13 protein-coding genes are annotated in these 25,203 nt (G+C 65.3%); 6 read left to right on the forward strand and 7 right to left on the reverse strand.

Annotation, left to right across the window (positions count from 1 at the left end; all coding sequences use genetic code 11):
• Window positions 1–8 precede the first annotated feature (8 nt).
• Complete coding sequence (locus HYR72_14570; GenBank protein MBI1816198.1) at window positions 9–2,072, forward strand: right-handed parallel beta-helix repeat-containing protein; 2,064 nt, start codon at window positions 9–11, stop codon at window positions 2,070–2,072.
• Here the strand turns inward: HYR72_14570 and HYR72_14575 are convergent.
• Window positions 1,984–4,536: a tetratricopeptide repeat protein gene (locus HYR72_14575; GenBank protein MBI1816199.1), complete on the reverse strand. Its 2,553-nt coding sequence runs from the start codon at window positions 4,534–4,536 to the stop codon at window positions 1,984–1,986. The two genes, HYR72_14570 and HYR72_14575, sit on opposite strands and share 89 nt — an antisense overlap.
• Before the next feature lie 278 nt (window positions 4,537–4,814).
• Between HYR72_14575 and HYR72_14580 the strand changes: the two genes are divergently transcribed.
• The 3 genes from HYR72_14580 to HYR72_14590 all read left to right on the forward strand — a co-directional run bounded on the left by HYR72_14580 (window position 4,815) and on the right by HYR72_14590 (window position 8,566).
• Window positions 4,815–5,864: a CoA ester lyase gene (locus tag HYR72_14580; GenBank protein ID MBI1816200.1), complete on the forward strand. Its 1,050-nt coding sequence runs from the start codon at window positions 4,815–4,817 to the stop codon at window positions 5,862–5,864.
• Between the two features lie 82 nt (window positions 5,865–5,946).
• Window positions 5,947–6,801: a fumarylacetoacetate hydrolase family protein gene (locus HYR72_14585; protein MBI1816201.1), complete on the forward strand. Its 855-nt coding sequence runs from the start codon at window positions 5,947–5,949 to the stop codon at window positions 6,799–6,801.
• Between the two features lie 19 nt (window positions 6,802–6,820).
• Window positions 6,821–8,566, forward strand: a complete 1,746-nt coding sequence (locus tag HYR72_14590) for a phosphoenolpyruvate carboxykinase (GTP) (protein ID MBI1816202.1) — start codon at window positions 6,821–6,823, stop codon at window positions 8,564–8,566.
• 103 nt (window positions 8,567–8,669) lie between these two features.
• Here HYR72_14590 and HYR72_14595 read toward each other — a convergent pair whose 3' ends face one another.
• The 3 genes from HYR72_14595 to HYR72_14605 form a co-directional block, all read right to left on the reverse strand.
• Window positions 8,670–8,984 (reverse strand): hypothetical protein, encoded by a 315-nt coding sequence (locus tag HYR72_14595; GenBank protein MBI1816203.1) that lies wholly within the window; start codon window positions 8,982–8,984, stop codon window positions 8,670–8,672.
• Window positions 8,985–9,014: 30 nt separating this feature from the next.
• Entirely contained in the window at window positions 9,015–9,884 is an 870-nt protein-coding gene (locus HYR72_14600; protein MBI1816204.1) for a zinc metalloprotease, read from the reverse strand.
• A 217-nt stretch (window positions 9,885–10,101) separates the two neighbouring features.
• Window positions 10,102–11,715 carry an acyl-CoA synthetase gene (locus HYR72_14605; protein ID MBI1816205.1) on the reverse strand — a complete coding sequence of 538 codons (1,614 nt, stop codon included), beginning with the start codon at window positions 11,713–11,715 and terminating at the stop codon, window positions 10,102–10,104.
• A gap of 132 nt (window positions 11,716–11,847) precedes the next feature.
• On the opposite strand from HYR72_14605, the gene HYR72_14610 reads away from it, so the two are divergent.
• Window positions 11,848–12,246 (forward strand): PaaI family thioesterase, encoded by a 399-nt coding sequence (locus HYR72_14610; GenBank protein MBI1816206.1) that lies wholly within the window; start codon window positions 11,848–11,850, stop codon window positions 12,244–12,246.
• Between the two features lie 12 nt (window positions 12,247–12,258).
• Here the strand turns inward: HYR72_14610 and HYR72_14615 are convergent, their stop codons facing one another.
• The 3 genes from HYR72_14615 to scpA all read right to left on the reverse strand — a co-directional run bounded on the left by HYR72_14615 (window position 12,259) and on the right by scpA (window position 16,052).
• Window positions 12,259–12,687, reverse strand: a complete 429-nt coding sequence (locus tag HYR72_14615) for a hydrogenase (GenBank protein ID MBI1816207.1) — start codon at window positions 12,685–12,687, stop codon at window positions 12,259–12,261.
• A gap of 12 nt (window positions 12,688–12,699) precedes the next feature.
• A complete protein-coding gene (meaB, locus tag HYR72_14620; protein MBI1816208.1) occupies window positions 12,700–13,791 on the reverse strand; it encodes a methylmalonyl Co-A mutase-associated GTPase MeaB in 1,092 nt (363 codons plus the stop codon).
• 86 nt (window positions 13,792–13,877) lie between these two features.
• Entirely contained in the window at window positions 13,878–16,052 is a 2,175-nt protein-coding gene (gene scpA, locus HYR72_14625) for a methylmalonyl-CoA mutase (protein ID MBI1816209.1), read from the reverse strand.
• 178 nt (window positions 16,053–16,230) lie between these two features.
• On the opposite strand from scpA, the gene HYR72_14630 reads away from it, so the two are divergent.
• Window positions 16,231–25,125: a nuclear transport factor 2 family protein gene (locus HYR72_14630; GenBank protein MBI1816210.1), complete on the forward strand. Its 8,895-nt coding sequence runs from the start codon at window positions 16,231–16,233 to the stop codon at window positions 25,123–25,125.
• Window positions 25,126–25,203: the final 78 nt, after the last annotated feature.

The raw sequence follows: 25,203 nt of genomic DNA on the forward strand, positions 1-25,203 counted from the left end.
GTAAGCTCATGAAGGGTATTCAGTTCATCGTATGGATGTTCGCCATTCAGTTGACCGCGCAGTTCACGGCGCTGGCGCCGGCGTTGGCGCACCGCGAGCGACCGATCGAGTCGCCGGTGCGGCCGGGTTCGATCCCGGCCATCGATCGGGTGAATCCAAATCACCTCGTCGTTTGCAAGCCGTCGTCGCAGCCGACGCAGGCGCAGCTCGTCTCGATTCAAGCACGCCTGGCAACCGCGACCGGCGAGGCGCTGCTGCAAGCGCAGAAGGACGAAGCTGCGTGGCATCGCAACACGGCGCTGTTCGCGCAGTGCTGCTTCGACAACATTCAAGACGCGGTGAATGCCGCCGGCGACAACACCGACATCCTCATCATGCCCGGCATCTATCGCGAAGAGCCCAGCCGGGCCGCGCCTAGCAGTAGCGAGGGAGACCTCGAAAACGGGGCGTACTCGTACGAGTATCACGTGGCCCATCCCAACGACGCCAATCTCATCGCGATCCTCGGCAAGAAGAACATCACGCTCGAAGGCACCGGCGGGCGGCCGGACGATGTGCTGATCGATGCCGGCTTCGTCAAGGACGTCGGTATCCGCTGCGACCGCTGCGAGGGCTTCGTCGCGCGCAACTTCTGGCAGCGGAACGCCAACGAGCATGGCGTCTACACCGTCGACTCCGACGGCTACCTCTACGATCACGTGCTCGGCTCGTTCAACCGCGAGTACCAACTGTTCGGCTTCGCTTCCGACAACGGCTTGATGACCGATTGCGAAGCGAGCGGGGGCGGCGACTCCGGTTTCTACATCGGTGGCGCACCGGTGACCCCGGGCCGCTTCAGTCAGACCATCAGAAACTCGAGGATGTTTCACAACGTGCTCGGCTTCTCCGGCACCCAAGGTAGCTCGGTGCTGATCACCGGCTGCGATGTCTACGACAACGCCATCGGGATCTCGTTCAACTCGCAGAACGATCACCCCAACTTTCCGCAGGGCCATAGCGTGGTCGAGCACAACGATATCCACGACAACAACTTCGATATCTATGCGGCGACCTCCGACGTGCCGCCGATCGGCGAGGCGTACGATTTTTTCCGCAATCCCGTCGGCACCGGGCTGTGGATCATCGGCGGCGAAGACAACATCGTGCGCAACAACCGCGTCTACAACAACAGCCGCTTCGGTATGATCCTGGCCGGCAACGCGCTGGAGATGCCGCTGCCGGCAGAAGTTCACCGCAACCAGTTCGTCAACAACCTGATGGGCACAGCGGCGGGCGCCGGTGCCGGCCCCAATGCGACGGCGTTTCCGCCGGATTCCACCGGATACAAGCCCGGTGGCAGCGACTTCTTCTGGGATCGCACCGGGGACGACAACTGCTGGGGGCCGAACAGTCAGATGAAGACCGATCCAGTTTCGCTTCCTGGTCCGTGCCCGGCTCCCAATCATGGAGCCGTCGTCACGCCGCCCCAGAAGCAGTTGGAGGTGATCCTGAACTGCCTGTGGGCCGAGATCCCGGACACGCATCCGACGCAGTACCACACCGCCGACACCTACTATCCGTGTCCGTGGGGCCAGGTGAACTTGGCGCCATACGTGAGCAGCGCGCAGTTGGTGTGTGGCAACGGAACCATCGATATCGCCGAGGATTGCGATCCTGGAAATGGCAGCGCGAATCTCGGCGGGCAATCGTGTGCCTCGCTGAGTCACGGCACCGGAACGCTCAAGTGCGATACTCACTGCCAATGGGACTTCAGTAGCTGCAGCGTGACCGGTCCGCTGCCGACCGCGACGCCGCGCAACGGCTGCCCGGGCGGTGCGGCGGTGCCGACGGCGTCCGCGACGCCGATTGTACCGACGGCGACGAACACCGCGACCAAGACCGTGGCAGCAACCTCAACACCGACACCGGTGGCGGTGGCGGCGACGGCGACGCCGATCAACGAAAGTGGCGGCTGCGCGATCGGAGCGGGAACTTCGCACGGGGTCAGCGCGACGGGCGCGCTTTGGCTTGGGCCGAGCCTGCTGATGTGGCTGCGGCAGCGGGTGCGGCGGCGCCAGCCGCCGCGGGCTTGAGTGTTTGCAACGCGGCGGCACGGCTGGCGTACTCACTCGCGCGCGGTGCGTCGCTGCTTTTGAGCAAGGTGCTCAGGCGCGTCAGCGCCGCGCGCTGAGCGGCGACATCTCCCGTTCGTTCGGCCAGCGCCAGCGCGTGCACGTACGCAGCCCGGGCTGGTTCAACGCGTGCGAGCCGAGCGTTCACGTCGCCGAGGTCGCGCCACAACCGTGCCTGGCCAACGAGATCATTCAATGGCTCGTTGGTCGTCAGCGCCTTGGTGTAGCTCTCCGCGGCGGGATCGAGTTGGCCGAGCGCTACCTGCAGTGCCGCCATGCAGCGCAGCGAGCGGACCTGCCCAGCGCGATTGCGGCCGCGCACGTCGAGATCGAGTGCGCGCGTGAACAGCTCTTGCGCCTGTTGCGGATGCTGCGAGCGCTGTTCGAGCCGACCCAGGCTGCGCAGCGCAACGGCTTGCCGCGCCGACTTTCGGGCCTCTTGGTATCCCGCCAACGCCTGTTGGTAGGCCGCACGGGCTTGGTCGAGTCTGCCGAGCGAAGCTTCGAGATGGCCGACGTTGAGAGCGACGTCAGCGTCGCCCGCCGCATCATGACGTTGCTGGAAGATGGTGAGCGCGTCGCTGTAGGCGCGGCGCGCGACATCGGGACGCTTCGCGGCGCGTTCGACCGCCCCGATGCGCAGCAGGGCCTGCGCCTGGCCGGCGGAGTCCAAGAGTTGCCGATAGACCGACTGGGCGCGGGTGTAGGCGTCGCGTGCTGGTTGCAGATGGTGGAGCGCGCGTTCGCTGTCGCCGAGTGTCAGCAACGCCTCCGCCTCGCGCGCGCGATCGTGGAGTTCGTTGTACAGGATCGCGGCTTGCGCATAGGCGTCGCGCGCCGATTGCCAGCGGTGCAGTGCGCGTTCGTACTCACCGAGGGTGACGAGCACGAGGCTTTGACCGGCGCGATTCCCGAGTTCGCGTTGCAAGGCGAGCGCTTTCGCTAACGCGTCGCGCGCGCGTGCCGGATCAAGGCGCATGCGCTCGACCTCGGCGCTGCTGACCCACGCCTCGGCTTCGCCGGCGCGATCGTGCAGGTCGCGGTAGAGTGGGATCGCTAGGGCGTACAGTTCGATCGCTCGGTCCGGCTGATTGAGCGCGCGCTCGAGGTCGGCGTGGGCGAGCAGGACGGTAATCTGGCCGGGGCGATCGTTGGCGCGGCGATAGGCTTCGAGTGCATCGACGTAGGCGCGGCGAGCTTCGTCGGGGTGCGCGAGCGCGCGGGCCTGCTTGGCCTGCTCGACGAGCGTGCCAGCGCTGGCGCCCGAGGCACTCGCAGCCGCAGGGGTGCTGTCGCTGTTCGTCGCACCAATGTCGCCGATCCCACTGTCGCGCAGTGCCCCGCGCATCTGGAACACCAGCGCGCAGAGTGCGGCGGCACCGATGATCTGTAAGAGGCGCGATCGCACACCCAACGCCCAGGTCAGCGCGAATGCGAAGGACGCTGGAATCAGGCCGAGGAACAGCACCACCGCGCTCTCGACCGGCAGCACCGCGCGCACCTGAGCCGCGCTCATCAACAGCAGCGCGCGAAAACTGAGGCCGACCACTGCGAAGACGAACACCATCACGACGAGCGAGCGGAGCAGCGGCCAGAGACGACTCGGCGATCGCGGTGCCGCCGCGGGCTCGGCAAGATCCGGCTCGACTCGGCCCGGCAGCGCGTCGGCTTCGCGCAACGCGACGAGTCCCATGGTGTAGCTGTCGATCGTGCGGCAGTCCCCGATAACCGGCGGCAGCAGCGGATTGCTGATCCGATAGCGGTTCGCGCCGCCGGCATCGAGATCGGCCGTTTCGTACAAGGGCGCCGCGCGGCGGAAGTGCTGCTCCGCAAGTTCACGATTGCTGCCGGCGTATAGTTCGCCGAGTTTGAAGCGAGCGTCGGCTTGCCCGCGCGGGTTGCCGACGCGCTTGTACAAGCCGGCGGCGGTCAGATAGGCCTGGCTCGACGGACCTTCCTGCCCGAGTTGGCGCGCGGCGTCGCCGAGGTTGACGAGCGCGGCGGCCTCACCGGCTTGATCGCCGGCGCGACGGTACATTTCTCGGGCGCGCGCGTAGGCGGCATGGGCTTCAGTGTGGCGATCGAGCGTGCGTTCGAACTCTCCGAGGGCTATCAACGTTTCGGCTTCGCGCTGCGTCTCGCCACTTGCGCGGTAAAGCTGGCACGCGTTTGCAAAGGCCAGGCGCGCCTCGTCGGCGTGCCCGTGTGTGCGTTCGATGTCCGCCCAGCCGCGGACGATGGCGACTTGGTCCGCCGCCAACTGGGATCGTTCGCACAGCGCCACCGCCTGGTCGTAGAGCTTGCGCGCTTCGACGATGTCGCCCGTGGAAGCGATCCGAGTGGCCTCGACCACAAGGCCGTTGACTTCAGGATCACTCAGCTTGGATGCCGGCGGGGCGTCGCTCGGCTCGTCGTGGTCTGTCACCGCGCTGCGCCTCGGTGTATCCAGGCGATCACTGTCATTTCATGCCCGAGACCCAATAGAACTTCCGCTCCATTCGCAGCCTATGCAACAAATGCTCGGTCATTTCTAGCCGGATGTGTCTGGCGTCGGCGAGTCCGCGCGCGCTACGATTGCAAGCGAGGTCATGGCTCCGGGTCATTAGCCGGCCCGGTGAAGCGGGGCAGGCAGCCTAATTTGACGCTTCTAGGTGAAGGTAGTACAGCCGCGATCATCCGCTCGGCAACATACCAGGAGGTCGGATGCGTAATCCACGAGATTTCGGAAAGCCGCTGGCTATTGGCGCGCCCAAGCCAGTGATGGATATTCCCATCAAGCCGTCGCGCTGCATCCACTTCTTCGATCCCAGCAATCCAAAAATGGCGGCCAAGCTGCCGGAACTGGCGAAGCAAACTGACATCTTGCTCGGCAACCTCGAGGACGCGATTCCCGCCGACAAGAAGCTCGACGCGCGCGAAGGTTTGGTGAGTATCGGCCGTGCGGTCGATCTGGGCGAGACGCCACTGTGGACCCGCGTGAATAGTCTCGACAGCCCCTGGTGCCTCGACGATATCACGCGCTTGGTGGCGGAGATCGGTAACCGACTTGACGTGGTGATGATTCCGAAGGTCGAAGGCCCGTGGGATATTCACTTCGTCGATCGACTGCTCGCGCAACTCGAAGGCAAGCACAAGGTGCAGCGCCCGATCCTGGTCCATGCGATTTTAGAGACCGCGCTCGGTGTGACCAACGTCGAAGAGATCTGTGCGGCGAGTCCGCGCGTGCAAGGCATCAGCTTCGGCCCGGCGGATCTCGCCGCGTCGCGGCGGATGAAGACGACGCGCGTGGGCGGCGGACATCCTGCGTACCTGGTGCGCACCGATCCGAATCCGAAAGATCCGCAGGCTCCGCGCGCCGTGGCTCAGCAAGACCCCTGGCACTATTCGATTGCGCGGATGGTCGATGCCTGTGCTGCAACCGGCGCCCTGCCGTTCTACGGACCGTTCGGCGACATCGCCGATTCGCTGGGATGTGAAGATCAATTTCGCGCCGCCTTTCTGCTTGGCTGTGTCGGGGCGTGGTCGCTGCACCCCAGTCAGATCACGATCGCGAAGAAGGTGTTCAGCCCGCCGCCGGAGGAAGTCGCGTTCGCCAAGCGCGTGCTCGAAGCGATGCCCGACGGTCGCGGCGTGCAGATGATCGACGGCAAGATGCAAGACGATGCCACTTGGAAGCAGTGCAAGGTGATGGTCAACCTCGCCACACTACTCGCCGCGAAGGATCCGGAGCTGAAGCAAGCGTATGGACTGTGATGCTGCGGCGCCTGCATGGTGGCACCGGCTTCCATCCGGTGCGCACAGGCCAGACGCCTGTGCCACCGGAAGGTGAAATGTCATGAGCGTCCGGTTTGCCAATGTGAAGGGAAGGGCGGCGGTCGTACTCGAAAACCGTATCGTCGATGTTGAGCGCGCGTCGAGTGGACGCTTCGCTGCCGACGCGATGGTGGCGATTCAGCAGTGGGGCACGTTCATCGAGTGGGCGCGAGGCCTGAAGCCCAGCGATGCGACCGAAGCGCTGAACGAGAGCGAGCTCGCCCCGCCGGTGCCCCGGCCCGCCAAGGTGTTTGCGATTGGGATGAATTACCGTGCCCACGCCACCGAAGCCGGGATGGACATCCCACAGTCGCCAGTGGTGTTCACGAAATTTCCAAATTGTCTGGTAGGCCCGCGGGCAGATGTCGAGTTGTCTTCCGCGTTCGTCGATTGGGAAGTCGAACTGGTGGTCGTGATAGGTCGCCGCGGCCGCCGCATTCCCGAAGCACGGGCGCTCGACTACGTCGCCGGCTACACCGCCGGGCAAGACATCTCCGATCGCAAGCTGCAGTTCGCGGACAAGCCCCCGCAGTTCTCAATGGGGAAGTCGGCCGACACGTTCGGTCCGATCGGGCCGGTATTGGTCACACTCGATGCGTTCAAGAATCCGAACGACCTGGCGTTGACGTGCGACGTTGCGGGCGAGCGCATGCAAGCCGCGCGCACCAGCGACATGATTTTCTCGGTGCCGCAACTGATCGCCTTCCTGTCGAGTCTGTGTACGCTCGAACCCGGCGACCTGATCTTCACCGGGACACCGAGTGGAGTCGGGTCCACGCGGACGCCGCGTCGCTATCTGAAGGAAGACGAAGTCATCACGAGCACGATCGAAGGTATTGGGACGCTGGTCAACCGCTGCGTTGCCGCGCCGCGCTGAAGCGTCTGAATCGAGGTTTATGGTGAACACTGCGCTGGAGAATTGGGTCAAGGAAGTCGCCGACCACACCAAGCCTGCGAAGGTCCGCTGGGTCGACGGGTCGCAGACGGAAAATGATCGGCTGATTGCCGAAATGGTGGACGGCAAAGTGCTGCAGCCGCTCAATCAGCAGAAGTACCCGAACTGCTACCTGCATCGCAGTGACCCGAGCGACGTCGCGCGCACGGAGCATTTGACGTTCATCTGCTCTGAGAAACAGGAAGACGCGGGGCCAACCAACAACTGGATGGCGCCGCGCGAAGCGAAGGAGAAAATCGGCGCGCTCTTCCAGGGATCGATGCGCGGCCGCACCATGTACGTGATTCCGTACGTGATGGGTCCGCTCGGTTCGCCGTCCAGCAAGGTCGGCATCGAGATCACCGATAGCGCGTATGTGGTCGCCAATATGCGCATCATGACGCGCATGGGCGAGCCCGCGCTCAAGCAGCTCGGCGGCAGCGACGAATTCGTCAAAGGCTTGCACTCGCTCGGTGACCTCAGCCCTGATCGTCGCTTCATTGCGCACTTCCCCGAAGACAAAGCGATCTGGAGCGTCGGCTCCGGCTACGGCGGTAACGCGCTGCTCGGCAAGAAGTGCTTCGCATTGCGCATCGCCAGCGTGCAAGCGCGCGAGGAAGATTGGCTCGCCGAGCACATGCTGATTCTCGGTCTCGAGAGCCCTGAAGGAGAGACCCACTACATTGCGGCGGCATTTCCGAGCGCCTGCGGTAAGACCAATCTCGCCATGCTGATTCCGCCCGCATCGCAGAAGGGATGGAAGGTGTGGACGGTCGGTGACGATATCGCGTGGCTGCGGCCGGGCCCCGACGGTCGGCTGTGGGCGATCAATCCAGAGGCGGGGTTCTTCGGCGTCGCACCGGGTACGTCGTCGAAGACCAATCGAAACGCGATGGAGAGCCTGCGCGCGAACTCGATCTTCACCAACGTCGCTGTGACCGATGATAACTGTCCGTGGTGGGAAGGCTTCGATGGCGAAGTGCCGGAGCGGCTCACCGACTGGCGCGGGCATCCCTGGCAGAAAGGTTCCGCCGAGAAGGCGGCGCATCCGAATTCGCGCTTCACCGCCCCGGCGAGCCAGTGCCCGTCGATCTCACCGAAGTTCAACGACCCGCAGGGTGTGCCGATCTCGGCGTTCATCTTCGGCGGCCGGCGCGCGCGGACGGCGCCGCTGGTGTTCGAGTCGTTCGATTGGAACCACGGCGTCTTTGTCGGCGCGTCGGTGGCGTCGGAAACCACCGCGGCGGCAACCGGCGCGGTCGGCGTGGTGCGGCGCGATCCGATGGCGATGCTGCCGTTCTGCGGGTACAACATGGGCAGCTACTGGGGTCACTGGCTGCACATGGGTACCGTGGTGAAGCAGCCGCCCAAAATTTTTCACGTCAATTGGTTCCGCCAGGATGCGGCCGGCAAATTTATCTGGCCGGGCTTCGGCGAGAACATGCGCGCGCTGCGCTGGATCGTCGATCGCTGCAAAGGGAAGGGCGGCGCCGTCGAGTCAGCGATCGGCAATCTGCCGGCGAAGGGTGCGATCGACATCGATGGCATCAACGTCGACGAGCAGACCATGGCCGAGCTGCTGTCGGTGTCGCGCGACGATTGGCGTCCGGAGACCGAAAGCCTCGCCGAGTTTTTCGGCAAGTTCGGCAGCCGCTTGCCACGCGAGATCGATCAGCAGCGCAACGCGCTAGCTAGGCGATTGGGCTAGGCGGCGCGTCCGGCGCCGGAGCATGTGTTGACAAGCGCGTAGAGAGAGCTGAGTTGGGAGGAGCGCGCGTGAGAGCGTCGAGTGGCCGCCACTCAAGTTGCGGCTACTTCCTAACCACCAAGCGATCTTTCGTGACCGACACAATCGCCAGACGTCGCGCTGGCCATGAGGGTTGCAGCCCGTGCATCGCGAGCATATTGTCGCCTTCGAGTTTCCATGTTCCGCTGCGCTCCTCGCGGCGATCGGTCGGACCGGGGACGTTTTCGCGCAACGTACCGTCGGGCTTCAGTTCAAAGGACGCCCGCCCGCGAGCGCGCGGAAATTGGAACGTCGCCGGACGAAAGACCTTCTCGGTGTCCGTATCCTCCTCGTGCGAATGCACCCAATGCTGGTGCAATAGGTCGGGGCTCAGCTTCATTGATCGGGACCACTTTCCGACATGTGGCGCTCAACTGACGATGGAACTGCGAGGCCCTTCAAGCGTTGCCTCCATCCGGACCACTTGTCCTTTGGTAAACATGAACATCGCGTCATCATCGACGTAGTCCATGTAGTTCATGAACATATCACCGTTCGGGTCGTTGTGGCACGAGATGTGGGGAACCTTCGGCTTGCCGAAGTTCGGCGTTGCCGCATTGGGAGTGTCGGCAACGAAGTCACTGCCGGTACAGTCTTCCGTATCGCCCCAAATGTGGCGCAGATTGAGCCAATGTCCGATCTCATGAGTCGCCGTGCGACCCAAATTGAATGGTGCGGCTGCGGTGCCCTTGGTGCCGAAGGCCGTATTGAGAATCACGACGCCGTCAGTCTTGGGAGGACCACCCGGGAACTGTGCGTAGCCCAGCAGTCCACCTCCCAAGCTGCAGACCCAGAGATTGAGGTACTTGTCAGAGGGCCAAGGGGGGGCACCACCGGTGGATTTAGACTTCACCCCATCGTCGTCGCTGAACGAAGTGCGGTTGGTCTTCGTGCGGGTGATGCCCGAGGTCTTCTTGCCCTGAGGATCCTTCGAGGCCAGCACGAACTGCACGTTCGAGTCGGCGACCAGCGCCGTCCAGACGGCTGGGACCTTCGTGCGGTCGGGGTTCGTCGCGCGGTAGTCCTTGTTTAGTACCCCGATTTGGCTCTTGATCTGTGCCGCGGAGATGTTCTCTGACGCGGCATTGTGAACCACGTGGACGACCACTGGAATAGTAACCGGTCCAACTATTCCACGCGTCACGCCTTCGACCAAGCGCCGCGTGGTCATATGCTCGAGAGCAATCTGTTTCTGTCGAAAGCTCGCATACGTCTCCAGTAGCCGCTGATGAACCTGCATGGTTCCACACATGCGCCGCCGAGGCTTCACCGGTTTCTTCATGCGTCGTGCTCCTTCCTTTGGTTGTGATGCGCCTACGGACCAAGTGGATCGGGCTTCGCGATTAGCACACAAATTGGGAATGTGACAATGGGTTGTGTCAAGGATACCTCTTCGAGCATTGCTCCCGGCGAGATCAGCGCGTTGTGCGCTGCCGGCGGTTGCCGAAGGGGCGCCGTCAGGCCGAGTGCGTTCGGGTGTGGTCAGGTGTTAGCGCGCGCCGTTGAATCTTGCCGTTGCGCGTGCGCGGAAACTCATCGACGAAGTAGATGATCTTGGGCGCCTTGTATGATGCGAGGTGTTCGCGACCATACGCAAGCAGCGCGTCGGCGCTGATGGTGCTGCCCGGTCGTCGAATGACGTAGGCGGCGACAAGCACTTTGTCGGGTGTGACTTCTTCACCGACGGCGGCTGCGTCGGCGACATCGGGATGATCCTTCAGTACGCGTTCGATCTCGTGCGGCGAGACGCGGTAGCCGAACGAATTGATGAGGTCGTCCTTGCGGCCGAGGAACCAGATGTACCCGTCGGCATCGCGGCGCGCGTAGTCGCCGGTGAGGAACCAATCGTCACGGAAGTGCGCAGCGGTCTCTTCGGGTTGATTCCAGTACCGCAACATCAGGTCCGGATCGTCCTTCGGAATACAGAGCATGCCTTCCTCGCCGACGCCGACTTCGTCGAGCGTGTTCGGATCGAGCAGCTTCACGCTATGACCCGGCTGCGCGAATCCGGCGGAGCCGGGCCGGATCGGGCGGCTCTTGGTCTGGCACAAGTAGTACGAGCACTCGGTCATGCCGAGCCCTTCGTAGATGTCGAGGCCGAAGCGGTTACGCCACGCGGCCAGCACTTCGTCGGAGAGATGTTCGCCGGCGCTCATGCAATGGCGCAGCGCGGGGACATCGGCGCGGCTGAAGTGGGTTTTCTGAATGATATGGCGATACAACGTCGGCACGCCGATGAAGATCGTGGCGCCGTGCTTGGCGATCAGTCGCGGCCACACCGAGCCATCGGGGCTGCCTTCGTGGAGAATCGCGGTGTGGCCGCGATAGAGCGGGTCCATCAGGCCGGTGCCGAGCACGTAGGTCCAGTTGAACTTGCCCGAGTGCAACACGCGATCGCCGGTGGGTTGAAAATCGAACCAGTATTCTGATGATGGCTGGCGACCGAGCAAGGCGCGATGCGCGTGCAGCACACCTTTGGGATAGCCAGTAGTGCCGGAGGTGTAGACGAGATACGCGGGATCTTCCGCGCGCGTTGGGTGCGCATCGCCCCAGCGCTGAATCGCGGCGAGCGCACGATCGAAATCGACTACGGTGATGCGGTCAGACGTGGCACGATCGCCGGTGCCGATCAGAATCACATAGGCAATGCTGCCAAGCCGCTCGAAGGTGCCCTGCATCGCATTCCACGTTGCGCGGTCGGTCACCACCACTTGGGCGCCCGAGTCGCTGGCGAGAAATTGAATCTCGTCGGTTGTCAGTAGCGGCGACGTCGGGACCGGAATGGCGCCGCGCTTCAGCGCGCCGAGGAAGACCGTCGGATACTCGATGCAGTTCGGCAGACGAATCAGTACACGCGCTCCGGCGGCGACTCCGATGTCGCGCAGGAGTTGCGCGAAGCGGCTGGTGGCGTCGGCGAGCTCGCGAAACGTCGCCCGACGCACACCGATGGCGTCGTCATCGACGATCACCGCAAGCCGGTTCTCCCGCGCTGTACCGACATGCGCATCGCTGCACGCCACACCGATGTTGAAGTACTCGGGGATGTTCCAGATCCAAGGCGGGAAGCTCATCGCGGCCGGTACCATGCCAATTCCGAGCGCGAGTCGCCAGTGCGGATTCGCTTATGGCTGATCGCGGATTGCTTATCGTCGGGTGGGGCGATTGTGCTATCGAGTGTCCAAGGAATGCGAGGAGGCCAAGGCGTGGCAAGCAGCGACAATAGGCGGGATAGTCCACTCGGTCACCACCTCGGGTTCGAACCGAGTGTCGTCGACGACGAGCATGCGGTGCAACGGTTGCTGATCCAACCGCATCACACCAATCCAACTGGTGCGATTCACGGTGGCGTGATCATCGCGCTGGCGGACAATCTGGCGACGGCGATGGCGGGCCGCGCGAATGCCGGAAGTGCAGCGGAAGGCAAGTTCATGGTCGGCGTGGATCTGCACGCCGTGATGCTGCGCAATCAACAGGGCGGTACGATCACGGCCGAATCGCGCGTGGTCCGTCGCGGACGCCGCGTGACCGTGATCCGAACGATTGTCAGCGGCGACGACGGTAAGGCCCTCGCCGAGGTGACGACGACGCACATTCCGGCCTAGCTGATCGTGCGACTACGTCGGCCGGCGACGCAGTCCCCACAGTGCGCCGACGCAGCAGCCGAGCGCCGCAACGCCGCCGGTCCCGGTAGTGAAGTAGACCGAGGCCTCTTGCCACGCCGCGGCCGTGAAGCCGGCGCCGTGCAACGGCGTGCTGAGACTCGTACCGAAGAGTGCGGCGAGCAGTACTCCTAACGAGCTGATGTACATCCCATAGAGAGCGAGCCAGAACGTCGCGCGAGCCGTTCCGGTTGTCAGTCGGATGTGCCGCCAGGTGGCGCCGAGCAGCGCGAGAAACATCCCGCTCATCAGTGCGCCGACATGCGCCGAGAGTCCCATCCGCGGATTGCGCATCATCTGCACGAACAGGCCGCCGACGAGTCCGAGGAAGAAGAGCAGGATACCGTGCCAGAACAGCCGGCGCTCGATGTCGGCGGTCGTCATGCGGCGGTCCTCCTATGCGGAACGTGTCCGACGGCTTGAACGGGCCGCGCGCGCCTTGCGATCACCAACTTGGTCGAGCAGCGACAGCAAGCGGCGTGCGGCTTCGGTGGGCGTGAGCGTCGCGTTGGCGATGGCGAGCTCCATCGCCGGCAAGAGCTGGCGCGTGTCCTCGCGCGCTAGGAAGTGTTGCTTCAATCCTTCGTCGATCAAATTCCAGAACCACGTCCGCTGCTGCTCGCGACGTTTGCGATCAAGTTCCCCCGAGGCGCTGACTTGACGGCGATGGTCGGCAACGATGTTCCACACCGTGTCCATCCCGTGTGACTCGCGGGCGCTCACCGTCACCACCGGCGGATCCCACGTTGGGCTGCTGTGGCGGAACAGATTGAGCGCGGCGCGATACTGCGCTGCCGCTTGCGTGGCGTGATCGATGTTGTCGCCGTCGGCTTTGTTGATGGCGAGCGCGTCGGCGATTTCGAGGATGCCCTTCTTGATGCCCTGCAACTCATCGCCGGCACCAGCGAGCATCAGCACCAAGAAGAAATCGACCATCGACGCGACCGCGAATTCCGATTGCCCGACGCCGACGGTCTCGACCAGTACGACATCGTAGCCGGCGGCCTCGCATACCAGTAGGGCCTCGCGCGTGCGCCTGGCGACACCGCCGAGCGAGCCGCCCGACGGACTCGGCCGGATGAACGCTTCGGGTGCGGCGGATAGCCGTGGCATGCGCGTCTTGTCGCCGAGAATGCTGCCGCCAGATCGCGCACTGGATGGATCGACGGCCAACACGGCCACACGCTTGCCGGTGCCGATCAAGTAGAGACCGAACGCTTCAATGAACGTGCTCTTGCCGACCCCCGGTACGCCGCTGATGCCGACGCGCGCCGCGTGCCCGGTAAACGGCAGCAACGCTTCGAGCAGGCGCTGCGCCGATTGTTGGTGATCGCTACGCGTGCTCTCGACCAACGTGATGGCCTTCGCTAGCGCGCGGCGATTGCCCGCCCGCACGTCGCGCGCCAGCGAATCGATTGCGGATTGCGGAATGTCGGATTGCGGATTTGGGATTGCGGATTGCGGATCGAGGGATGCGGAGCGTTTCATATGTGGGTTGAGCGATCAGCGATCTTCATTCCGCATTCCGGGTGGGCCGTAAATCCGCAATCCCAAATCCGCAATCCGCAATCGATTCACGCGTTCGCCGCGCGCACCTGCGGTGTATGAGCGTCGGTGATCAACGCCAACACCGTGCGGGCCGCCTTGGGGATCTGCGTGCCAGGGCCGAAGATGGCCTTGACGCCGACTTGTTCGAGAAACGCGTAGTCCTTGGCGGGAATGATGCCGCCGACGGTGACGACGATGTCGCCGGCGTCGAGTCGTCGCAATTCCTTGATCAACTCCGGCACCAAGGTCTTGTGTCCGCCCGATTGCGTGGAGATACCGACGACGTGGACGTCGTTCTCCACCGCTTGGCGCGCGACTTCCTCTGGGGTTTGGAAGAGCGTGCCGACGTCGACGTCGAAGCCGAGATCGGCGAACGCGGTGGCGATGACTTTCGCGCCGCGATCGTGACCGTCCTGACCGATCTTTGCGACTAACATGCGTGGCCGGCGACCGTGTTCGGCGGCGAAGCGATCGACGTCGGCCTGGATCGCCTTCCAATCGGCGTCGTCGGCGTATTGGCCGCCATAGACGCCGGTGATCGAGCGAATCTCGGCGTGGTAGCGACTCCACACCTTCTCCAGCGCGTCGGAGATTTCCCCGACCGAGGCACGCGCCCGCGCGGCCTCGACGGCGAGCGCGAGCAGATTGCCCTCGCCGGTTTGCGCCGCGTGCGTGAGCGCGTCGAGCGTGCCGCGCACCTTGTCCGCGTTGCGCGTCGCCCGGATACGCTTGAGGCGAGCGACCTGCGACTCGCGGACAGCGCTGTTGTCGATCTCACGGGTGTCGATCTCCGGTTCTTCCGTGAGTTTGAATTTGTTGACGCCGACGACGATGTCTTCGCCGCGATCGATGCGCGCCTGGCGGCGGGCCGCGGTTTCTTCGATGCGCAGCTTCGGCATGCCGGCTTCGATCGCTTTGGTCATGCCGCCGAGCTTCTCGACTTCATCGACGATCCCGAGCGCCTTGCGCGCCAGCGCGTGGGTGAGCGACTCCATGAAGTACGAGCCGCCCCACGGATCGATGACCTTCGGAATGCCGGTTTCGAGTTGCAGGATGAGCTGCGTGTTGCGCGCGACGCGGGCCGAGGCATCGGTGGGTAGCGCGATCGCTTCGTCAAACGAGTTCGTGTGCAGACTCTGGGTGCCACCAAACACCGCGGCCATCGCTTCGACCGTGGTGCGGACGATGTTGTTGAACGGGTCCTGCTCGGTGAGGCTCGCACCGGACGTCTGGCAATGCGTGCGCAGCATCAACGAGGTCTGTTGCTTGGGATTGAAGTGCTTCTTGACGAGGGTTGCCCAGAGCAGGCGCGCGGCGCGCAGCTTTGCCACTTCCATGTAGAAGTTCATGCCGATGGCAAAGAAGAACGAGAGGCGACCGGCGAACGCGTCAATGTCGAGACCCTTCGACAGCGCGGCGCGCACGTATTCGAGCCCATCCGCAATCGTGAACGCCAGCTCGAGATCGCAGGTCGCCCCAGCTTCTTGCATGTGGTAGCCGGAGATCGAGATCGAGTTGAACTTCGGCATCTCCTTGCTGGTGTACTCGATGATGTCGGCAACGATCCGCATCGATGGCTTGGGCGGATAGATGTAGGTGTTGCGCACCATGAACTCTTTGAGGATGTCGTTCTGAATCGTCCCGGTGAGCTGCGCGCGTGGCACGCCTTGCTCTTCGCCGGCGACGATGAAGTTGGCCAGCACTGGTAGCACGGCGCCGTTCATCGTCATCGACACCGACATCTTGTCGAGCGGCACGCCGTCGAAGAGAATCTTCATGTCTTCGACCGAATCAATGGCGACGCCGGCCTTGCCGACGTCGCCGACGACGCGCGGATGATCGCTGTCGTAGCCGCGATGGGTGGCGAGGTCGAAGGCGACCGACAGACCCATCTGACCGGCGGCGAGGTTGGCGCGATAGAACGCGTTCGACTCCTCCGCGGTGGAGAAGCCGGCGTACTGGCGCAGCGTCCACGGCTGTCCCGCATACATCGTCGAGCGCGGTCCGCGTATGAATGGATAGGCGCCGGGAGTGCTGTCGGAGAAGTCGAGGTCGGCGACATCGGCTTGCGTGTAGAGCGGCTTCACCTCGATCCCCTCGGGCGTGTGCCACACCAGGCCGTCCGGGTCAGAACCTTTGCGGTCTTTGGTGGCGAGTTTGCGCCAGAGGTCGAGGTCGGCTCGGTTGGTTGTCTCCGCCATGCAGCGACTCCTTACAATGAGGCCGTCAGAACCGGCGTCAGCGCGAGATTACCAATTCTCCCTGTCGGCGCAATGGCGGCCGGTGCGTTCGCACATTGGTGGAACGCGCGCTCTCCCTGTGGCTGCGGTGGACATCGTTTCCATGCACTAGCATACTCAGCTTCAACTGAGTGTCGCTATGGACTGCGCGGGTTGTGGAAAAGCAAACCGGGATGGTGCACGATTCTGCGACGGCTGCGGCAAGCCGCTCGCGCCGCGTTGCCCGGCGTGTAGCACTGAGTGCCGGGCTGACGCGCAGTTCTGCGACGGCTGCGGCGCGGCCTTAGCTTCAAGCGACAAGTCTAAAGCTCAAAGCCAACCCCTAACCCCCAACCCCGTAACCCCCAACCCCCTGTCGGAAGCGCGCAAGGTCGTCACCATCATCTTTGCCGACCTGATCGGTTCGACGTCGCTGCACGAACGCCTCGACGCAGAGTCGACGCGCCGCCTGATGGATCGCTACTACCGCGCGCTGCGCGGTGCCGTCGAAACCCACGGCGGCACTGTCGTCAAGCTGCTCGGCGATGGCGTCATCGCCGCCTTTGGCGTGCCGCGCGTGGCGGAGGACGATGCCCTCCGTGCCGTGCGCGCGGCGGTCGCCATGCAACAGGTTTTCCGCACGCTCGCCGCCGAGCAAGCCGCCGCCGTCGGCGAACTCGGCCTGCGCGTCGGCGTCAACACCGGCGAGGTCGTGGTCAGCGCCGGCAACGACGATGTCGTCGGCGATCCGGTCAATGTTGCGGCGCGGCTGCAGCAGGAAGCGCACGACGGTGAGGTCCTGATTGGCGAGTCGACGCGTCGCCTGGTCAGCGAGTTGGTGACGCTGGCGCCGGCCGGCGTGCTCAGCCTGAAGGGTCGCGCGGAGACAGTCGCGGCCCACCGCGTGGTGTCGCTCGAGCGGCCCGCGGGCGCAGCCGCGACGGCGTTCGTCGGACGCGACGACGAGCTGCGGCGTGTGCTGGCGGTCTACGACGCGGCCGTGACCACGCCCGCGGCGCGTCTGGCGGTGATCCTCGGGTCGCCGGGTTTGGGCAAGTCACGCCTGCTCGACGAAGTTGCTCGGCAATTGGGCGACGGCGCCACGGTGTTGACCGCGCACTGCGAGTCGGCCGGCGGCGCTACCTTCGCGCCTCTCGCCAAGGCGGTGCGAGAGCTGCTGGGTGTAGGGCGAACGGAGCGGACCGGTCCGTCGGATCCGTCCAGCGACGACGCGCTGCGCAGCACCATCGCCGCCGCCCTGCCCGAGACCACCGAGCATGCCCGCATCGCTGACGGCATCGCCGCGCTGCTCGCCGGCACGCCGGGGTCACCCGAGGAAACTTTCTTTGTCGTCCGCCGCTTCCTCGCTGCGCTCGCCACTACACGTCCCGTCGTACTCGCCATCGACGATCTGCAGTGGGCGGAGCCGCTGCTGCTCGACTTGGTTGAGCACCTAGTGCAGTGGGGCAAGGAGGCGCGCCTGCTGGTGCTGGCCGCCGCGCGACCCGAGCTGCGCGACACGCGCTCATCGCTGACCATGTCGGGCGGCCTTGTCGCGGATGTGGTCACGCTCGCAGGCCTCGATGCCGGTGCGGCGACCCAGTTGGCCGCCAACGTGATCGGCGCCGACGCGCTGCCCGCGGCGGTCGCCGGCCGCGTGCTGGCTGCGAGCGAAGGCAACCCGCTGTTCGTCGGCGAGCTGGTGCGCATGCTGGTCAACGACGGCGCGCTCAAGCGCGAAGGCGATCGCTGGACCGCAGCCGTGGATCTCGCCGCGCACGACATGCCGCCGACGATTCATGCGCTGCTCGCTGCGCGCATCGAGCGGCTGCGTCCGGAGGATCGCACGGTGCTGGAGCGGGCCGCCGTCGTCGGCCGGCAATTCTCACGGGCCGCAGTGGCGCACTTGCTGCCGCGTGAGATCACCGATCTCGACGCGCGACTCGAATCATTGCGGCGCAGCGAGTTGCTCGAACCGGACGCCAGCTGGTTCCTCGGCGAGCCAGCGCTGCGCTTTCATCACGGGCTGACGCGCGACGCGGCGTACCGGCGTGTGCTGAAAGGGACGCGTGCGGAGTTGCACGCTCGCTTGGCGGAATGGATCGAGGCGAAGGTCGGCGAGAGTATCGAACACGACGAGACGCTGGGCTGGCACTTCGAGCAAGCGCATCAGCACCTGCGCGAGCTCGGGCCGATCGACGCACCGGGACGCGCCTTTGGTGCGCGCGCCGCGCGCTACCTCGGGGCGGCAGGCCGGCGGGCGTTGGCGCGCGATGACTTGCCGGTAGCCGCGAACTTGCTCGGACGCGCGCTCGACCGGCTCGATGCCAGTGATCTGGCGCGCGCCGATCTCGCCCTCGATTGGTGCGAGGCGCTGCTGTCCGCCGGTGATGTCGGCCCGGCGGCGAAGGCGATTGCGGAGCTGGCTCGCTTCATAGACCGTCCCACTCCGGACCCTAACCCCCAGCCCCTAGCCTCTAACCCCCATCTTTCTGCATGGCACACCTGCTTCACCGGTCAGCTCGCCGTGCTCACCGATCCGCAGGCGCTGCGCGCCACTGCTGACGCGGTCGCGGCTGCGGCGGACGAGTTCGCCGCGGCGGGTGATGCCGCCGGCGAGGCGAAGGCGCACTCAGTGCACGCGCTCGCGTTGCAGCGCCTCGGCAAAGTCGGCGCCTGCGAGGCCGCGCTCGACAAGGCGCTGGCCGCGGCGCGGCGGGCGGACGACCGGCGGCGGTCGAACGCGGTGCTGGCCGGCGCGCCGCTCGCCGCGCTGTGGGGTCCGAGCCCGGTGACGCGCGCTAGCGGCCGCTGTCTCGACGTGGTGCGCGTGCTGCGCATCACCCAGGGCGCGCCTGCGGTGGAAGCTGTCGCGCTGCGTTGTCAGGCGGTGCTCGAAGCACTGCGCGGGCGCACCGAGGCGGCGCGGCGGATGATCGCGTCGTCGCGGCGCATGGTCGAAGAGTTGGGCATCACGCAAGGGCTGCTCGAGGCCGAGATGTTCGCCGGCCTCATCGAGCTGATCGAGGGCGACGCGGTGGTGGCCGAGCGCAGTCTGCGCACCGCGTACGAGGGTTTGCGCACCCACGGACTCGGCATCGACGCCGCGCGGGCGGCGGCGTTGCTGGGGCGCGCGCTGTTCGCGCAGGGTCAGGTGGCCGAAGCCGAGGCGCTCAGTCACGAGAGCGAGGCGCTCGCTGGCGACGACTTGCAGGCGGCGATCGCCTGGCGCCGCGTCCGCGCGGAGACACTCGCCGCCAGTGGCGAGCACACGGCGGCAGTGCACGTCGCTCGCGCCGCGGTCGACATCGCGGGCGCCACCGATGCCTTGCTGCTGCACGCCGACGCGCGGCTCGCGCTCGCCGTGGCGTTGCGTGCCGCTGGCCGGCGGGACGAAGCCGATGCTGAAGAAGCGCGCGCAATCGAACTATGGGAGACGAAGGGTGCTTCGCTGCTTGCCGAACGAGTGCGCCGGGAGGGACTGAGCTTCAGGTCCCCTCTCCCTCTGGGAGAGGGTGAGGGCAGAAGGGACGAGACGCCGCGGCTAGATCGCCCTCACCCCACCCCTCTCCCAAGCGGCGAGGGACCGGAGAGAAAGCGCCGAATACAAGCAAACGCCGCGACCGCGAATGCGGCTCACATGGACGCCGCGGTCGCCGCTCGCGACATCGACGCGTTCGTTGCCCTCCTCGCCGCCGACGCCGAGAACGTTCACCATCCTACTGGCACGGCGTTCCGCGAGGGGGACGCGCTCGATGGCTACCGTGGGCTCCTGACGACCGAGAACTTGACGTTCGTGCACGAGCCGCTGGCCACCCTGGGCAACTCGCTCGCGCTGTGCCGTGGGAATGTGTCGTTCAGTGCCCTTGGGTCGTTCAGCACCCTTGCCGAAGACATTCCCTTCGGCGCCGTCGAGAGCGAGAACATCATCCTGATCGAGGTTGACGCGCACGGGCGACGTTCGCTTTCCGAGTTCTTCGCGATCGAGCGTTTAGCTGACGCCGTCGTCCGGTTGTACGAGCGCTATGCCGAGCTTCTCCCCGAAGGCCCGGCGCGCACGCGCGCTGTGGTGACGGCGCGCTCGATCGCGGCGCTGCTGGCGCCGCTCGACCTCGACCGCTTTGCCACAGCCTTCGCACCGGATATCGAATTCGTCGACCACCGCACGCTGGGTCTGCCGTCCGGACAAGGACTCGAAGGCATGCTGCACAGCTTCGGGGTCTTGTTGGAACTTGCGACCGATATCGCCGTCCATGTCGACGAGCTGCTTCGTCTGCAACCCGACGGGATTCTCATGAGCTTTCGGACCACGGGCACCGACCGCGTGAGTGGCGGTGCGTACGAGCGCGAGTTTCTCGTCTTCTGGATCTTTGGAGCCGCCGGCCGTGTGACGTACATCGAGCACTTCGATTCCGATCGCGGCGGCGAGGCGCTCGCGGGCTTCGACGCGCTGACGGGCGCTCCGAAGGTTGTAACGCGCCGCGTGCGGCCGAACGCCGCGACCGCGAACGCCGCTCGCCTCGATGCCGCGATCGCGGCCAGGGATGCCGGCGCACTTCCCGCGCTGCTCGCCGACGGGTCGGAGATCGTGCACCATCCCACCGGTGCCGTGTACGGCGGGCGGGGTGCGCTGAGTAACTGGCGCGCGCTCTTCAGAGCCAAAGACGTGCGGTTCGCGAACGAGCCGCTGGCGACGCTGGGCGATTCGCTCGCACTGTGCCGCACAACCGTATCGTTTTCCGCACTTGGCGAAGGCGACATCGCACCCTTCGGTGCGGTCAGCAAAGACGAGATCATTCTGATCGAGGCTGATGCGCGCGGACAACGCACGCGTGCGGAGTTCTTCGCCGGCGATCGGCTGGGCGATGCCGTGGCGCGCCTGTACGAGCGCTACGCCGACCTCCTCCCCGATGGTCCCGCGCGCAAGCGCGCCGCGGCGACGGCGCGCTCGGTCGCGACGATTCTGGGACCGCCCGACGTCGATCGCTTTGCCCCGATGATCGCGCCCGGCATCGAGCTGTTCGATCACCGGCGCGTCGGAATGGGGACCGGGCACGGAGCCGAGGCCTTCCTGAACGGGCTCCGTGCCCTCCTCGAGATCGCCGATGACGTCACGGCACGCATCGATAACGTCCTCGGTCTTCGATCCAACGTGTTCCTCGTACGCCGCATCAGCTCGGGCACCGAGCGTGTCGGCGGCGGTGCCTTCGAGCGGCATCTCCTCGTGCTCTGCACCTTCGGAACGGATGGCCTCGTCACCCGCAACGAGCAGTTCGACGTCGACCGCATCGCCGAGGCGCTCGCGCGTTTCGACGAATTGACGGGCAACGTCGAAGAGCGGCCGATGAACCCCTCTGTCGCTCCCCTTGGCAAGGGGAGAACAAAAGAGGGGTCGCCGACACTCACCAATCGCCGCGTGCGGCCCAACGCCGCGACGGCGAATGCCGTCCGTCTCGACGCCGCGGTCAGCGCGCGCAACGCCGACGCGCTGTCCGCCTTGTACGCCGAATTGGTGGAGACGGTGCACCACCCGACCGGCGTCACCTACGACCGGCAAGGGGCGCTCGCCAGCTTGCGCATCCTGCTTCACGCGGACGAGGTGAGGCTCGCGTCCGACCCGCTGGCGACGCTCGGCGAATTGTTCGCACTGTGTCGGCAGTCGTTGTCGCACAGCGCGATTGACAGCGACGACTTCGCCCCATTCGGCCCCGTCGAGCGGGAGCATATCGCGTTGATTGAAGTCGACGCACACGGGCAACGCACGCGGTCGGAGTTCTTCACCGTCGACCACCTGAGCGACGCCGTCTCCCGGTTGTACGAACGCTACGCCGAGACCCTGCCTGAAGGTCCCGCGTGCACCCGCGCGGCGGCAACGGCGCGCTCCGTGGCTGCGCTGGTGGGACCGCCGGACCTGGATCGCTACGCCTCGGCGCTCGCGCCTGCCGTCGAGTTCGTCGATAACCGCACCGTTGGCTTCGCGTCCGGGCGCGGCGCGGACAAGTTGCTGCGCGGCTTCCGCTCGCTGCTCGAGATGGCCATCGATGTCGCCACGCGCGTCGATGACATCCTCCGTTTGGAACCTGACGCGCTCCTCGCGCGCTGGACGACTTCGGGTACCGACCGCGTTAGTGGGGGTGCCTTCGAGTCGCACTTCCTCCTGCTCTGGCTGTTCGGAACCGACGGCCTCGTGGTGCACGACGAGACGTTCGACGCCGAGCGCGTCGACGATGCCCTGGCCCGCTTCGACGCGCTTACCGGGAGCGCACGGTCCCTCCCTTTGGCAAAGGGAGGTCAGGAGGGATTTGGGTTTGGATCATCCGGACAAATCCCCCTCAATCCCCCTTTGTCAAAGGGGGACAGGACAGCGGTGTCGCCGACGCCGCGCATCGAGAACGCCGCGACGCAGGTGGGGAACCGGCTCGTCGACGCGTTGAACGCCCGTGATTGGGAGCGTTTCGTCGCGCTACTCCCTCCAGGCTTTCGGAACATTGACAGGCAGAGGATTGTGCAGCTCGATGTCGATCGCGATCGATTTCTCGAGACCCTTCGACCGATGTTTGAGACGCTCTCCTCCTCCACATTCACGAACGAGGTACTCGCCACGCGCGGCAATCGGCTTATGTTGGCCCGAGTGCTGTGGGAAGGCAGCGGCGACTCGGTCGGGTGGAGCGAGTTCGAGTGGCTCGATATCATCGAGCTGGACGACAACAGCGATCTCATAGCTGAGGTCACGTTTGATCCCGATGCTCTCGATGCGGCTTACGACGAGCTCGACGAGCGCTACGCCGCGGGCGCAGGCGCGCGCTACGGCTTCGCACCCGCCAGACCGATTTTCGACTGCGTCGCCAGGCGGGATTGGGCGGCTTTGGCCACGTTACTTTCCCCAGCCCTCGATGTGCACGACCACCGGCCGTTGGGTTGGGAGACGTTGCGCGGGCCGGCGGCCTTCATCGACTCGCTAAAGGCGTTGGCCGAGCTGGCGCCCGACGTGCGGATGTGGGTCGACCACGTCATCGAGTCTGCGCATCGAGCGCTGAACGTCGGGACGTTGCGGGGTACCCGGGAAGGTGGCGTATTTGAAGATACGCGGGTCGCCGTCTCGGATCACGACGAGCAGAGGAGAGTCCGCCGGCTCGACTTCTACACCGTCGAGCAACTCGACGAGGCATGGGCGCGTTTTGAGGAGATCAGTGCGGGGGCCATCGACAACCTCGGAAGCACCCTTCGAGACGGCCCCGAAAAGATGGGGCCTCCTCAGGGTGAGTGGAAATTATCTTCTCGAGACAACAACCGAACCGTTCGCCCTGAGGAGCCGCCCTCTTCTGGCGGCGTCTCGAAGGGCGTATTGGCGACGCCGTCGCTCGCCGGCCCCGACCTGCTGCGTATCCCACCGAACGCGGCGACGCGGACAGTCGATCGCCATGGGCAGGCGCTCGCAGCGCGCGACATGGAAGCCCTGGCGCGGTTGTGCACCCCGACGATGGTCTTCGATGATCGGCGCCGCGGCGTCCTCCTCACCGGTGGTGGCGACATGTTCATCGCGAGCAGTCGGATCATCGCCAGCGCACGCGTGGCGCGCACACTGCTCGCTACAGCAGGCGACCGCCTGGCACTCGAGCATCTCCGCTGGAGCGGCGAAGCGGCCGGGCAGGAATGGGAGGTCGAGAACCTCAGCCTTCAGGAGGTTGACGCCGACGGCCTGAGCATTGCGATCATCGCGTTCGACCCCGGTGATCGCCGCGCCGCCAGCGTGGAGATGCTCGATCGCGATCCGCGCTGCGATGCAGTGCAGCGCGCGATGGGCGACCACGACCTCGATCGTCTCCGTGCCGCCCTGCCTGCCGACTTCGTCTTTGACGACCATCGGCGTACCGGACTCGGCCGGCTTGGGCGCGACGACTACGTTGCCTCGCTGGCCGTGCTTTTCGAGCAGACGCCCGACGTGATCATCGAGACGCTGTACACGATTGCCGCAGAAGAGCACCGCAACCTCAGCATGGGCCACATGTTCGGCACGCTTGCCAACGGCGGCGAGTTCGAGTCCGTCGCCGTACGCCTTGCGTCGTTCTCGGATGACGGAGTCGTGACGGTTGAGCTGTTCGAGCCCGAGGACCTCGACGTCGCGCGGGCACGGTTTGAGGAACTTGGAGGAATTGTGGCGAAGAACCCCTCTGTATCTCCCCTTGGTAAGGGGAGAACCGAAGAGGGGTCGACCGATCCGCTGCGCATTCCGCCGAACGCGGCGACGCGGGCGAACGTGCGCTCCTTCGAGTTCATCGCCACCCGAGATTGGTCCGCATTCCGAGCGCTGACGAGTGCGGACTTCATCTTCGACGATCGTCGCAAGCGGTCGCTGGTGAGCGGCGACGTCGAACTGTTCATCAAAAATCTCGAAGTGGTCATCTCGTGGCAAGTCTCGCGCAGGACGCTCGAGCTTCTCGCGACGGTCGGAGACCGGCTTGCGCTTGACCGTATCGCCTTTGCCGGCGACCACGATGGAGGCACCTTCGAGGGCGAATTCCTCCGGCTCACGGAGATCGACGCGGACGGACGACTACGGGCGGTGATCCACTTCGACCTCGACGACGGCCGCGTCGCGTTCGCCGAGGCGCAGGCGCGCTTCGTCGCCGGGGAGGCCGCCTTGGTCGGCGGGCAGGTTCCGATCGCAGCTCTGATCCGAGCACTCGGGCGCCAGGACTGGGAGGTGCTGAGCAATGTTCTGGCTCCTGACGCCGCGATCTGCGACCGCCGCGGGCTGGCGATCATGGGAGAGGTCTCCGGCGAACAGTGGGTCGAGTCGCTGCGGACGCTGGCCGAGCTGGCGCCTGACATGGACTGGGAGTTGGTCCGGATACTCGCCTGGAACCGCCACGGTCGGGTGGGCGTGGGTCGACTGTTCGGCACCACGCGCGACGGCGGCCCGTTCGAGAACGCGTTCGTCGCGGTCTTGCTGAGCAGCGGCGATCACGTCCAGCGCTACGAGTTCTTCGACATCGGTGACATCGACCAGGCGCTGGCGCGCTTCGCCGAGCTGTGCGCGGAGCTTCGAGAGTAACATTTGAAATGACCAAAGAGACTCAAAGGACAGCAAGGACAGTCGACGCTGAACACTGTCCTTGGTGTCGTTGTCGTC

Source organism: Deltaproteobacteria bacterium, assembly GCA_016178705.1.
In the GTDB taxonomy this organism is placed as follows: domain Bacteria; phylum Desulfobacterota; class Binatia; order HRBIN30; family JACQVA1; genus JACOST01.

Excerpts from the sequence above, each read along its gene's own strand:
- HYR72_14570 (MBI1816198.1), top strand. The coding sequence starts at position 9 with ATGAAGGGTATTCAGTTCATCGTATGGATGTTCGCCATTCAGTTGACC.
- HYR72_14580 (MBI1816200.1), top strand. The coding sequence starts at position 4,815 with ATGCGTAATCCACGAGATTTCGGAAAGCCGCTGGCTATTGGCGCGCCC.
- HYR72_14585 (MBI1816201.1), top strand. The coding sequence starts at position 5,947 with ATGAGCGTCCGGTTTGCCAATGTGAAGGGAAGGGCGGCGGTCGTACTC.
- HYR72_14590 (MBI1816202.1), top strand. The coding sequence starts at position 6,821 with ATGGTGAACACTGCGCTGGAGAATTGGGTCAAGGAAGTCGCCGACCAC.
- HYR72_14595 (MBI1816203.1), bottom strand. The coding sequence starts at position 8,984 with ATGAAGCTGAGCCCCGACCTATTGCACCAGCATTGGGTGCATTCGCAC.
- HYR72_14600 (MBI1816204.1), bottom strand. The coding sequence starts at position 9,884 with ATGCAGGTTCATCAGCGGCTACTGGAGACGTATGCGAGCTTTCGACAG.
- HYR72_14605 (MBI1816205.1), bottom strand. The coding sequence starts at position 11,715 with ATGAGCTTCCCGCCTTGGATCTGGAACATCCCCGAGTACTTCAACATC.
- HYR72_14615 (MBI1816207.1), bottom strand. The coding sequence starts at position 12,687 with ATGACGACCGCCGACATCGAGCGCCGGCTGTTCTGGCACGGTATCCTG.
- meaB (MBI1816208.1), bottom strand. The coding sequence starts at position 13,791 with ATGAAACGCTCCGCATCCCTCGATCCGCAATCCGCAATCCCAAATCCG.
- scpA (MBI1816209.1), bottom strand. The coding sequence starts at position 16,052 with ATGGCGGAGACAACCAACCGAGCCGACCTCGACCTCTGGCGCAAACTC.
- HYR72_14630 (MBI1816210.1), top strand. The coding sequence starts at position 16,231 with ATGGACTGCGCGGGTTGTGGAAAAGCAAACCGGGATGGTGCACGATTC.